Source organism: Castellaniella defragrans 65Phen (assembly GCF_000612685.1).
Taxonomy (GTDB): Bacteria; Pseudomonadota; Gammaproteobacteria; order Burkholderiales; family Burkholderiaceae_B; genus Castellaniella; species Castellaniella defragrans.
Genome location: NZ_HG916765.1, coordinates 1,764,182 through 1,776,516, shown reverse-complemented (window position 1 = coordinate 1,776,516; position 12,335 = coordinate 1,764,182). Strand labels below are relative to the sequence as shown.

General features: G+C 73.8%; 12 protein-coding genes. 8 read left to right on the top strand and 4 right to left on the bottom strand.

All coding sequences use genetic code 11. The features are described from left to right. The first annotated feature begins 71 nt into the window (after positions 1-71). On the top strand, positions 72-1,430 hold the full coding sequence (gene nhaA, locus BN940_RS08010; protein ID WP_043681901.1) for a Na+/H+ antiporter NhaA: 1,359 nt from the start codon (positions 72-74) through the stop codon (positions 1,428-1,430). A gap of 30 nt (positions 1,431-1,460) precedes the next feature. Here the strand turns inward: nhaA and BN940_RS08005 are convergent, their stop codons facing one another. Then, positions 1,461-1,658 (bottom strand): YgaP family membrane protein, encoded by a 198-nt coding sequence (locus BN940_RS08005; protein WP_043681898.1) that lies wholly within the window; start codon positions 1,656-1,658, stop codon positions 1,461-1,463. Beyond that, complete coding sequence (locus BN940_RS08000; RefSeq protein WP_052356058.1) at positions 1,655-2,041, bottom strand: ArsR/SmtB family transcription factor; 387 nt, start codon at positions 2,039-2,041, stop codon at positions 1,655-1,657. The genes BN940_RS08005 and BN940_RS08000 overlap by 4 nt, the downstream gene beginning before the upstream one ends. Positions 2,042-2,175: 134 nt before the next feature. Here BN940_RS08000 and BN940_RS07995 point away from each other — a divergent pair, with 134 nt between their 5' ends. Genes BN940_RS07995 through BN940_RS07965 form a run of 7 tightly spaced genes read left to right on the top strand, consistent with a single transcriptional unit; the run spans position 2,176 to position 11,053 of the window. Continuing rightward, the gene (locus tag BN940_RS07995) at positions 2,176-3,213 is read left to right on the top strand and encodes an efflux RND transporter periplasmic adaptor subunit (RefSeq protein WP_052355698.1); all 1,038 of its coding nucleotides are present in this window, start codon (positions 2,176-2,178) and stop codon (positions 3,211-3,213) included. 7 nt (positions 3,214-3,220) lie between these two features. After that, on the top strand, positions 3,221-6,442 hold the full coding sequence (locus BN940_RS07990) for an efflux RND transporter permease subunit (protein WP_043681895.1): 3,222 nt from the start codon (positions 3,221-3,223) through the stop codon (positions 6,440-6,442). Further along, positions 6,439-6,648, top strand: coding sequence for a YgaP family membrane protein (locus BN940_RS07985; protein ID WP_043681892.1), 210 nt, complete (start codon positions 6,439-6,441; stop codon positions 6,646-6,648). Before BN940_RS07990 ends, BN940_RS07985 begins: the two co-directional genes overlap by 4 nt. Positions 6,649-6,661: 13 nt before the next feature. Next, positions 6,662-8,083 (top strand): TolC family protein, encoded by a 1,422-nt coding sequence (locus BN940_RS07980; protein ID WP_052355697.1) that lies wholly within the window; start codon positions 6,662-6,664, stop codon positions 8,081-8,083. A 14-nt stretch (positions 8,084-8,097) separates the two neighbouring features. Further along, a complete protein-coding gene (locus tag BN940_RS07975; protein WP_148304921.1) occupies positions 8,098-9,450 on the top strand; it encodes an NAD(P)/FAD-dependent oxidoreductase in 1,353 nt (450 codons plus the stop codon). A gap of 14 nt (positions 9,451-9,464) precedes the next feature. Next, the gene (locus tag BN940_RS07970; protein WP_043681886.1) at positions 9,465-9,821 is read left to right on the top strand and encodes a DUF5368 family protein; all 357 of its coding nucleotides are present in this window, start codon (positions 9,465-9,467) and stop codon (positions 9,819-9,821) included. 29 nt (positions 9,822-9,850) lie between these two features. Then, positions 9,851-11,053: an NAD(P)/FAD-dependent oxidoreductase gene (locus BN940_RS07965; RefSeq protein WP_084330579.1), complete on the top strand. Its 1,203-nt coding sequence runs from the start codon at positions 9,851-9,853 to the stop codon at positions 11,051-11,053. A gap of 19 nt (positions 11,054-11,072) precedes the next feature. On the opposite strand, the gene BN940_RS19385 is transcribed toward BN940_RS07965, so the two are convergent. Then, on the bottom strand, positions 11,073-11,237 hold the full coding sequence (locus tag BN940_RS19385) for a hypothetical protein (RefSeq protein ID WP_170288463.1): 165 nt from the start codon (positions 11,235-11,237) through the stop codon (positions 11,073-11,075). Between the two features lie 10 nt (positions 11,238-11,247). Continuing rightward, positions 11,248-12,327, bottom strand: coding sequence for a YeeE/YedE thiosulfate transporter family protein (locus BN940_RS07960; RefSeq protein WP_043681883.1), 1,080 nt, complete (start codon positions 12,325-12,327; stop codon positions 11,248-11,250). Positions 12,328-12,335 lie beyond the last annotated feature (8 nt).

The window sequence follows — 12,335 nt, the reverse complement described above, 5'->3', positions numbered from 1 at the left end:
GGTGTTAGCCGCATCGTGCGGCGGGACAGGACAACGCGCAGGTCGGGCCGCCGCGCAGGAAGCCCACGACCATGTCCAGGATCCCGTCGCGCGACATCCCGCGCGCGCAACTGCTTGCCCAACGCGCCTTCGCCACGCTCGAACGCTTTCTCCACGTCGAAGCCATCGGCGGCGCCATTCTCCTGCTGGCGGCCGCCGGCGCCCTGATCTGGGCCAATTCCCCGCTCGCCCCCAGCTACCACGCGCTCTGGCACACGCCGCTGTCCGTCGGACTGGGCGGCTTCGTCTTTTCGCAATCCCTGCACTTCTGGATCAACGACGCCCTGATGACGGTGTTCTTCCTGGTCGTCGGCATGGAAATCCGCCGCGAGATCCACGAAGGCGCGCTCAGCGGCCTGCGCCAGGCGGGGCTGCCCCTGGCCGCGGCCCTGGGGGGCGTGGCCGTCCCGGCGCTGATCTACGCCGCGCTCAATGCCGACCCCGCCAGCCGCGCCGGCTGGGCGGTCCCGACCGCCACCGACATCGCCTTCGCCGTCGGCGTGCTGGCGCTGCTGGGCCGCTCGATCCCGGCCAACGTGCGCGTGTTCCTGCTGGCGCTGGCCATCATCGACGACATCGCCGCGGTGCTGATCATCGCCTTCTTCTACTCCGGCGGCCTGCAGTACGGCGGCTTCCTGGTGGCGATCCTGGGAATCCTGATGGTCGTCGGCCTGCAGCGCATCGGCGCGGGCTCGGCCCTGGCTTACGTGATCCCGGGGGCGGTCGTCTGGGGCGGACTGCTGATCACCGGCGCCCACCCCACCCTGGCCGGCGTGGTCCTGGGTCTGATGACGCCGGTGCGCTCGATTCCCATGCGCGAACGGCCGCTGGACGCGCTCTCGCGCGCGGTGGGCGAGCTGCTCGGGCGCAAGGCCGGGGCGGCGGCGGGCGCCGGGGAACCGGATGCCGCGGATCTGGCCGGGCCGCTGCGGCGGCTGCGTCTGGCGCAGCGGGAAATGCGTCCGCCGGTGGTGCGGGTGCAGGCGGCGCTGCATCCGTGGGTGGCCTTCGGGATCATGCCGCTGTTCGCGCTGGCCAATGCCGGGGTCGCCTTCGGCGGCGTGGACCTGTCCCTGGCGGGACCGCAATGGGTGATGATCGGCGTGGCCGTGGCGCTGGTGGCCGGCAAGGCGGCCGGGGTGATCGGCGCGAGCTGGCTGGTGGTGCGCCTGGGCTGGTGCCGCCTGCCGCCCGGGGTGGGCTGGGGCGGCGTGTGCCTGGTCGGCCTGCTGGCCGGGATCGGCTTCACGATGTCGATCTTCATCGCCATGCTGGCCTTCGCCGACGAGAGCCTGCTCGCCGCCGCGAAGCTGGGCGTGCTGCTGGGCTCGCTGACGGCCGCGCTCCTGGGGCTGGCCTGGGGCGCCGTGCTGATCCGGCGGCGCGGCTGAGCCGCGCCGCCGAAGATCAGCCGCGGGACGTCATTCGCGCGCCTTCAGCGGGCAGGTGTTGATGCCCAGCAGCGTGTACAGCGGGCAGAAGCGGAACAGGGCGGTGGCCACCGCCACCAGGCCCAGCCAGCCCCACCAGCCGATCGTGCCGTTGGCCGCGAGCACGATGAGGACGAGGCCGAGGATCAGGCGCAGGACGCGGTCGATCGTGCCGATATTGACTTTCATGAGGACTCCTTTCGGGAAAAGTCGGGGAGAGGTTCTGGCAAGTCTTCGCGCAGCGCGGCGAAGGCCGCCCGCTGCGCGGCGGATTGCTCGATCTGCCGCAGGATGCTGCCGCAGACGAGATCGCACAGGGCATTGACCGAGGGGTCGGCGATCCGGTAGTAGACGCTGTTGCCGCGCGCCTCGCGCGCGACCAGGCCGTGCTTCTTCAGCACGGAGAGGTGGCGGGAGATGTTGGCCGCGGTGTAGTCGCACAGCTGGGCGAGCTCGCCCACGTTGTGTTCCTGCTGGCGCAGCAGGCTGAGGATGTGCAGCCGGGTGGGCTCGGACAGGGCCCGGAAATAGGCGGCGACCGGTTCCAGCACTTCGGGGGGCAGGCGTCCCATCTCGATGAATTCGCAGGCTATGGAATGGCGCATAGTGTATCGCTGATGGTTGACGCAAGCAATCAATTAGCAAATTGACTATTTGCGTTATTAGTTAAATAATAGCACCGAACGATCCTCATGACCACCTTGCCATGCGTAGCGATTCTTCCTTTCTCGCGGCCGGCCTGCTGGCCGGACTGCTGCTGACGGGGCCCCTGCCTGCGGCCCGGGCCGGCGAAGCCCCGCCCACCGCGCCGGTGCTGGCCGTCGAATCCCCCGACCGGCTGGAGATCGATGGCGTCGTCGAGGCCGTGCGCCAGGCGACGATCGCCGCGCAGGTCGCCGGCGCCGTCACCGCCGTCGAGGTCCAGGCGGGCGACGCGGTGCGCGCCGGCCAGGTGCTGCTGCGGCTGGACGGCGCCGACGCCGGCCAGGCGCGCGAGGCGGCCCGCGCCCTGGCCGGCGAGGCGCGCGCGGAACTGGCCCTGGCCCAGGCCGAATACGCGCGCCGCAAGGCGCTGTACGAGCAGCGCTACGTCAGCCGGGCCGCCTATGACCAGGCCCGCGCCCGGCTGGCGGCGGCGCGCGCCCAGGCCGACGCGCGCGAAGCCCAGGCGCGCGCCGCCGAGGCGCGCAGCGGGCACTTCACCGTGCTCGCCCCGCACGACGGGCTGCTCGGGCGGCTGGACGCGCACCTGGGGGACATGGTCATGCCCGGCCAGCCGCTGGCGGTGCTGTTCGACCCCGGCGCCCTGCGCATCCGCGCCGAAGTCCCGCAGCGCTTCATCGGCCGCCTGGCGCCGCGCGCCCGGGCGGCGGGGCCGGCCGACGTCCCGGCGCCGCCCGAGGGGCTGCCGGTGCAGGTCCTGCCGGCGCGCGACGCCGCCAGCCTGACCGGCACCGTGCGCCTGGCCCTGCCGCCGGGCGCGCGCGGCCCGGCGCCCGGCTCCCCCGTGCGCATCGCGTTCGAGCTGCGCGACACGGCGCGCACGCGCCTGTGGATTCCCACCCGGGCGATCGTGCGGCGCACGGGCGTGGCCGGGGTCTACGTCCTCGGTGCCGACGGCGCGGCGCGCCTGCGCCAGGTGCGGCCCGGCCCGGAGGCCGGCGACGCGACCGAGATCCTGGCCGGACTGGACGCCGGCGAGCGGGTCGTGCTCGATCCCGGGCGCATCCGCCCCGCCGAGTGAGAGCGCCATGGACACGAGACTCGGCATCGCCGGGCGGCTCGCCGCCCTGTTCCAGGACAGCCGCCTGACGCCGCTGCTGGCGCTGGCCCTGCTGCTCGCCGGCCTGTTCGCCGTGTGGGCCACCCCGCGCGAGGAAGAACCCCAGATCGACGTCACCATGGCGACCGTGGCCCTGGCGTGGCCGGGCGCGTCGGCGCACGACGTCGAGCAGACGATCGCCCTGCCGGCCGAGCGGATGCTCGCCCGCATGGAAGGCACCGAGCACGTCGCCTCGATGTCCGCGCCGGGGCTGGCGCTGCTGACGGTGCAGTTCCGCGTCGGCGTGCCGCACGCCCAGGCCCTGGTGCGGCTGCACGACACCCTGCGCACCCAGGCCGACTGGCTGCCACCCGACCTGGGGGTGCAGCCGCCGGTCGTGCGCACCCGGGGCGTGGACGACGTGCCCATCGTCGCGCTCACCCTGCATGCCCCCGACGCCAGCCCGCACGACCTGGCGCTGGTCGCGCGCGGCATCGAATCGGACCTGAAGCGGGTGGCGGGCACGCGCGACGTGTGGATCATCGGCGGGGCCGCGCACACGGTGCGCGTGGACCTGGATCCGGCGCGCATGGCGGCCGCGGGCATCACCGTGCAGGATGTGGCCCAGGCGCTCGCCGACGCGAACCAGGGCGTGCGCGCCGGCGAGCTGGTGTCCGGCGGGCACGCCCTGGTGGTGGACGCGGGCCCCTTCCTGTCCACGGCGCGGGACGTGGCCGAACTGATCGTGGCGCAGCGCGGCGGGCGCCCGGTGCGGCTGCGCGAGCTGGCCGGCGTCGACGATGGCCCGCCGCCCGCCCGCGACTACGTGAGCCACCGCGCGGCCGGCCAGGCCGGCGGCGATCCCCAGCCCGCCGTCACCCTGGCCATCACCAAGAAGCCCGGCGAGAACGCCATCGCCGTCGCCGACGCGCTGGCGCGGCGCGTCGAGGCGCTGCGCGGCACGGTCATCCCCGCCGGTGTCGAGGTCACGGAAACGCGCAACTACGGCGCCACGGCCGACGCCAAGGCGCAGGCGCTGATCCACAAGCTGGCCTTCGCCACGCTGTCGGTGGTGCTGCTGGTGATGTTCGCGCTGGGCCGCCGCGAGGCTGCCATCGTCGGCATTGCGGTGGGCCTGACGCTGGCGGCGACTCTGTTCGCCTCCTGGGCCTGGGGCTTCACGCTGAACCGGGTGTCGCTGTTCGCCCTGATCTTCTCCATCGGCATCCTGGTGGACGACGCCATCGTGGTGGTGGAAAACATCCACCGCCACGCCGGCCTGGCGCCGGACACGGCGGCGCGTCTGCGCAACCCGGCCGCCGTGGACGAGGTGGGCGGCCCCACCATCCTGGCGACGTTCACGGTGATCGCCGCCCTGCTGCCGATGGCCTTCGTCAGCGGGCTGATGGGCCCGTACATGAGCCCCATCCCGGTCAACGCCAGCATGGGCATGCTGATTTCCCTGCTGATCGCCCTGACGCTGACCCCCTGGCTGGCGCTGCGCATCGGCCCGCGCCCGGCGGCCGGCGCGGCCGCGGCCCACGGCGCCGGCACGGGCCGCGCCGCGGCGCTGTTCCGCCGGCTGCTGCCGCCGTTCCTGGAAGGCCCGCGGGCCGGCCGCAACCGCGGGCTGCTGGGCCTGGCGGTCCTGCTGCTGGTGCTGGGCTCGGCCCTGATGCCGGTCGCGGGGCTGGTCGAACTCAAGATGCTGCCCTTCGACAACAAGTCCGAATTCCAGGTGGTGGTCGAGCTGCCCTCGGGCACGCCGGTGGAACGCACCGACGCCGTGCTGCAGGCGCTGGGCGACCACCTGCTCGCCCAGCCCGAGGTCCGCGACGTCCAGACCTACGCCGGCACCGCCTCGCCGATCAATTTCAACGGGCTGGTGCGCCAGTACGACCAGCGGCGCGACCCGGCGCTGGGCGACCTCCAGGTGAACCTGGTGGACAAGGACGCGCGCGACGCCCAGAGCCACGCCATCGCCATGCGGCTGCGCCCGGCGCTGCAGGCGATCGCCGCGCGCCACGGCGCCGCCATCCAGGTGGTCGAGGTGCCGCCCGGCCCGCCGGTGCTGGCGCCCATCGTGGCGGAAATCCACGGCCCGGACGCGGCCGGGCGCCAGGCGCTGGCGCGCGCGGTGCGCGGCGTATTTGAACGGACGCCGGGCATGGTGGACGTGGACGACAGCGGCATCGAGCCGGCGCCCCGGATCGTGCTGGCCGTGGACCGCGAGCGCGCGGCGCAGGCCGGCGTCTCCCAGGCGGCCATCGTCCAGACGCTGCGGGCGGGCCTGGACGGCGCCGCCGTGGGCTACCTGCGCGACGGGCTGACCCGCCCGACCGCCATCGTGCTGCGCCTGCCGCCGGAGCGCCAGGGCGACCCCGGCGCCCTGCTCCAGCTGCCGGTCCGCGGCGCCGGCGGCGCGGCCGTCCCGGTCGGCGAACTGGTGCGCGAGGTCCGCGCGCAACGCGAACAGCCGATCCATCGCAAGGACCTGCTGCCGGTGCACTACGTCACGGCGGACATGGCCGGCGCGGTGGACAGCCCGCTCTACGGCATGTTCGCCGCCCGCGCCGCGCTGCGCGAACTCGCGGCCCCTGACGGCGGCCCGCTGGCGGAATACTTCACCGGCCCGCCCGAGGACGGGTGGCGCGGCTACTCGATCAAGTGGGACGGCGAATGGCAGATCACCTACGAGACCTTCCGCGACATGGGCTTGGCCTACGCCGTCGGCCTGATGCTGATCTACCTCCTGGTGGTCGCGCATTTCGGGTCCTACCTGATGCCGCTGATCATCATGGCGCCGATCCCGCTGACGCTGATCGGCGTGATGCCGGGCCACGCGCTGCTGGGCAAGCAGTTCACCGCCACCAGCATGATCGGCATGATCGCCCTGGCCGGGATCATCGTGCGCAATTCCATCCTGCTGGTGGACTTCATCCTGCTGCGCCTGCGCGAGGGCGCGGACTTCCCCCGCGCCGTGGTCGAATCGGCCGCCGTGCGCGCGCAGCCCATCCTGCTGACGGGGCTGGCCGCCATTCTGGGCGCGCTCTTCATCCTGGACGATCCGATCTTCAACGGCCTGGCCATTTCCCTGATCTTCGGCATCGCCGTGTCCACCGCGCTGACGCTCGTCGTCATCCCGCTGATGGTCTTCGGCGCCTACCGCAAGCGTCCCCGTTCCCTCATCCACCAAGGAGACTCGCCATGACTTCCTGGCAACTGGTCCGCCTCTTCGCCGGCGGTTTCATCCTGCTCTCGCTGCTGCTGGGCGCGCCCGCCAGCCCCTGGTTCCACAGCCAATGGTGGCTGGCCTTCACCGTGTTCGTCGGCCTGAACCTGCTGCAGAGCGGGCTGACGAAATGGTGCTTCCTGGAAACGCTGCTGCACCGGCTGGGCGCGCGGCGCGGCGATTAGCCCGGAGACGGCCATGAGCACGGTCCGTACCGCCCTGTCCGCCCTCGGCCTGGCGCTGTCCCTGGCGCTGGCCGCGCCGGCGGCCGGCGCGGCCGATCTGCTGCAGGCCTGGGAGGCGGCCCAGGCGCGCGATCCCGCCCTGGCCGCGGCCCGGGCCGACCGCGCCGCGGGCCAGGCCCGCGCCGACCAGGCCGACGGGCTGTGGCGTCCGACCCTGGAGGCGCGCGCCTCGGCGGGCCGGGCGACCCAGGAAACCTGGATCCGGGGCGCGCGCTTCGCGGCGCCGGGCCTGGGCAGCATGCAGGAGGCGGATTTCGATACGTCCATCACCGGCGGCACCCGCACCGAATACGGCATCCGCCTGCGCCAGCCGCTGATCGATCCGGGGCGCGACGCCGAGGCGGGGCGGCTGCGCCACGCGGCCGCCCGCGCCGAGGCCGCCTGGACGGCCGCCCGCCAACAGGCCGCCCTGCAGGTCGCGGAACGCTATTTCGACGTGCTGCTCGGCGAACGGGCGCGCGCCGCGCTGGAGGTCCAGCGCCAGGCCGTCGCGCGGCTGCTGGGCCAGGCGCGGGCGCGCTACCGGATCGGCGACGGATCCATTCTGGACACCCACGAGGCGCAGGCGCGCCTGGGGCAGGTCGAGGCCCTGGTCCGCGACGCCGACACGCAGCTGGAGATCGCCCGGGCCGCCTTCCAGGACATCACCGGCCTGCCCGCCCAGGCGCTGGCGCCGCTGCGCCGGGACGCGCCCGTCCTGACCGCCGCGCCCGACGAGCCCCTGACCGACTGGCTGGCGCGGGTCGAACGCGCCGGGCCCGCGGTGCTGGAAAGCCTGGAAGCCGCCGCGATGGCGCAGCGGCAGGCCGACCGGGCGCGGGCGGCGATGCGGCCGAGCCTCGACCTGGTGGGCGAGGCGGGCCGGTCCCGCCTGACCGGCTCGGGCGCCTTCGGCGAGGCGTCGCAGACGGCCAATCAATGGACGGTGGGGCTGGAATTGCGCATCCCCCTGTATTCGGGCGGCGTGAGCGACGCGCGCTACCGCGAGGCGCTGGCCGAACGCGACGGCGCGCGGCACCGCGCCGCGGCCGACCGCCAGCGCGCCGCCCTGCTGGCGCGCGCCGCCTGGCTGCGGCTGGATGCGGGCGCGGCGCGCATCCAGGCCCTGCGCCAGGCGCTGGAGGCCAGCGCCGCGCGGCGCGACGCCACCCGCCTGGGCGTCGAGGAAGGCGAGCGCACCACGCTCGACCGGCTCGACGCCGAACGGGAATACGCCCAGGCCGGCCTGGCGCTGGACCGGGCGCTGGCGGCGCTCGCCCTGGACCGCCTGCAGCTGCGGGCGCTGGCCGGCGCGCTCGACGAAGCCGCCCTCGAATCGATCAACCAGGCCCTCGGGCCCGAACCTTCCCCCACCCGCAGCAGTACGCGACCATGACGAGGAGACTCCCCATGAAACAGGCCCCTCCCCTTTCCCGCGCGCCGGCGCCGCTGCCGCGCCGGGACTTCCTCAAGGGCTGCGCCGGCGGCCTGGGGGCGCTGCTGCTGCCCCCGGCCCTGGCGGCCGACACGGCGGCGGCCGGCGCGCGCGAGCGCACCCCGGCGCGCATCGTCATCGTCGGCGCCGGCGCCGCCGGCCTGACCTGTGCGTCGCTGCTGGCGCGGCGCCTGGAAGGCGCCCGCATCACCCTGGTCGACGCCCGCCAGGCCCATTACTACCAGCCCGGCTACACGCTGGTGGCCGGCGGCATCAAGCCGGCCGGCTACCCCGTCTCGACCACCCGCGAACACGTGCCCGCCGGCGTGGAATGGGTGGCCGAGGCCGCCGCCGAGATCGACCCCGAGGCCCGCCACGTCGCCACCTGGGCGGGCCGGATCCTGCCCTACGACTTCCTGATCGTGGCCTGCGGGCTGGAACTGGACTACGCCGCGATCGACGGCATGGACGAGGCCCGCATCGGCCAGGACGGCCTGGGCAGCATCTACCACAGCCCCGAGAAGGCCTCGGCCACCTGGGCGCTGCTGTCGCGCTTCGCGGACACCGGCGGCGTGGGCGTCTTCCTGCGCCCGGGCACGGAAATGAAGTGCGCGGGCGCGCCGCTGAAATACGCCTTCATCACGGACGACCACCTGCGGCGGCGGGGCCTGCGCGGCAAGGCCGAGCTGATCTACAACGCCAACAACAAGGTCCTGTTCAGCGTGCCCATCGTCTCGGAGAAGGTGCGCATGCTCTTCGAGGACCGGGGCATCGAAGTCCATTACGACCGCATCCTCACGGCCATCGACCCGGGGCGGCGCATCGCCACCTTCTCGACGCCGGACGGGCCGGCGCAGCTGGGCTACGACTTCATCAACGTGATTCCGCCGATGCGCGCGCCCGACCTGGTCCGTCAGAGCCCCCTGCCCTGGCGCGAGGGCCCCTACGCCGCCGACGGCTGGATCCAGGTCGATCCCCACAGCCTGCGCCACGTCCGCTACCCGGAAATCTTCGCCGTGGGCGACGTGGCCGGCGTCCCCAAGGGCAAGACCGCCGCCAGCGTCAAGTGGCAGGCGCCCGTGGCGGTGGACCACCTGGTGGCGGCGCTGCGCGGCACGGAAAGCCCGCTGTCCTACGACGGCTACACCTCGTGCCCCCTGATCACCCGTCTGGGCCGGGCCATGCTGGTCGAGTTCGACTACCGCAACAACCTCGTGCCCTCGTTCCCGGGCGTGGTGGCCCCGCTGGAGGAACTCTGGGTCACCTGGGTCATGAAGACCATGGCCCTGAAGCCCACCTACATCAGCATGCTGCACGGACACGTCTGAAAGGAGAGCGCGCCATGAATACCTTCGATCCCATGGTCCTGACGGCCATCTTCCTGGAAATGCTCGGCCCGCTGCTGTGGGTGCTGCTGGCGGCCGCCGTCCTGGTGCCGCTCGCCTTCGGCCTGCTCGTGGCGCGCGAACGCCGCCTGGTGGCGCGCCGCCTGGTGGGCGCGCAGGCGGTCGGGCTGCTTGGCGGGGCCGGCGCGCTGGCCCTGATGGCGGCGGTGTCCTCGTCGGGCTTCACCGACGCCGGCGGGCCGGTGGACTGGCTGCTGGTCGTGCTCATCTTCCTGGCCGGGATGCTCTACGCCACGCTCGCCGCCTATGCCGCGGCCGGCTGGCTGGCCCGCCCGCGCCGGGAACCGGCCTGACGAACCTTCCCATCCCGGAGACCCTTCCGATGCCCCATCCCCCGCACCCCGATCCCGCCGGACGGGCCGGCGCCGCCCGCCGGCACCCGCCGCACATCGCCATCCTCGGCGCCGGCTTCGCCGCCCTGGCCGCCGTGCGCCGGCTCCGCCGCCAGGCGCCGCAGGCCCGGATCACGCTGATCGCGCCCGAACCGGTGTTCACCTACCTGCCCAGCCTCATCTGGATACCCACCGGCCTGCGCGACGCGGGCGACCTGCGCGTCCCGCTGCGCGGCTTCCTCGACCGGCACCGGGTCGAGTTCGTGGCGGCGCGGGCCACCGGGCTGGCCGACGGCGGGCGCCGCGTCCTGACCTCCCAGGGCGAGATCGCCAACGACGCGCTGCTGATCGCCACGGGCGGCCGCTTCCTGCGCGCGCTGCCCGGCATCGAGCATGCCCACGTCCTGTGCGAGGGGCCGGACGCGGCATGCGCGATCCGCGAGCGCCTCGTCCGGATGGACGCCGGCCGCCTGGCGTTCGGCTTCGGCACCAACCCGCGCGAGCCCGGCGCCATGCGCGGCGGGCCCATCTTCGAGCTGCTGTTCGGCATCGAGACCTGGCTGCGGCGCACGCGCCGGCGCGACCGTTTCGAGCTGACCTTCTTCCACGCCAGCGAGCGGCCGGGCGAGCGGCTCGGGGCACGCGCGGTCCCGGCCATCCTGGCCGACATGGCCGCGCGCGGCATCCGCACGCGGCTGGGCGAACCGCCCCGGTCCTTCACGGCCGAAGGCGTGGTCACTGCCGAGGGATCGATCCCCGCCGACATGATCCTGTTCATGCCCGGGCTCGAAGGGCCCGACTGGGCCGCCGCCAGCGGGCTGCCCCTGTCGCCGGGCGGCTTCTTCCGGGCGGACGCCCATTGCCGCGTCGAGGGCGCGCAGCGCGTCTACGTCGCGGGGGATGCCGGCAGCCATCCGGGCCCCGACTGGCTGCCCAAGCAAGCCCACATGGCGGAATTGCAGGCCGACGCGGCCGCGCGCAACCTGCTCGACGAGCTGGCCGGCCGCCCGCCGCGCGCGCGGCCCCGGCCGGAACTCCTGTGCGTGATCGACACCCTGGATGCCGGCACGCTGGTCTACCGCGGGGCGTGCCGGTCGTGGATGCTGCCCAGGACGCGGCTGCTTCACTGGGCCAAGAAAAGGTTCGAGGCTCGCTACCTGGGCGCCCTGCGCCGGGGCGCGCCCCCGGTTTAGGTCCCGGGAGCGCCTCGCGCTAGAAGGTCGAGGCGCAATGCCCGCCGCTGGGTGCGACGCCCGAGCCCGCCGCGATCAGCGGCGGCTCGGCGCGCACGTTGATCGGCGCGCTGTGCGTCCAGTCCCAGGCGAAGAAGCCCACGAGCACGATCCAGAAGGCGGCGGCCAGAAATCGGAAATGCATGGCAGCTCCTTCAGAAAGCGTAGCGGCGGCGCACCCGCACGCCGATGAGGGATCCCAGGAAGGCCATGGGCACCCAGATCCAGCCGTGCAGGCTGCCGGTGGAGATCCCGCTGACCATGGCGCCGATGTTGCAGCCGAAGGCCAGCCGCGAGCTGTAGCCCAGCAGCAGGCCGGCGATCAGGCCCACCGTCCATTGCGTCGCGTTCATGGGCTTGGCGACGGCGGCCGGCTTGCCCGCGGCGATCCACAGGGCGCCCGCCAGAATGCCGATGTTGGTGATCGAGGTGACGTCGAGGAAGACCGATTGCGCCAGCGTCGCCGCGTTGACCGGTTCGCTCCAGAAGGCGTTGGCCGAGGGATCGAACAGATGCGCGGCCGTGGCGAGCTTGGCCGCCCACAGGCCGAAGCCGTAGACGATGCCCCAGGGCTGGCCGGCGATCACCAGGTTCAGCGCCGCCAGGGCCGCCAGCAGCACGGCACCCCACAGCAGCTTGCGGTTCCACAGCGGCGCCGCCCGCCCGGCCCAGCGCACCACGCCGAAGCCGACCAGGGCCAGGCCCGCCAGCGTCAGCAGCAGCGCGGCGGGCGCGCCGAAATGCGCCACCAGGCCGTAGGGCGGCAGGGCCCCGAGGGCCAGCCAGCGGTCCAGCGTGGCCGAGCCCAGGAAGCTGCCGATGGCGAACAGCGGCAGGATCGCCATGTTCAGCGGAATGCCCAGGCCGGCCTTGTACAGGGTGCCCGAGCCGCAGCCGTCGGCCACCTGCATGCAGGCGCCGAACACGAAGGCGCCCACCAGCAGGCTGATGCTGGGAGGCCCGAGCGCGGCGCCCAGGTCGGTGGGATAGGCCGCCAGCAGGGGCATGGACACCGCCGCCGCGATCGCCAGCAGCACCAGCTGCGCCAGCACGCCGGACGGGTCGCGCTGCTCGATGAGCCGCCGCCAGCCGGTGGTGAAGCCGAAGCGCGCGCCCGCCAGCACCGCGCCCAGGCCGATGCCGACCAGGAACAGCAGCGCCTGGCGCAGGGCCACCGACCAGGCCAGGAAGAGGCAGAAGGCGGCGACGAGGATCGCAAGGGGAAGCCGTTTCATGAATCCGC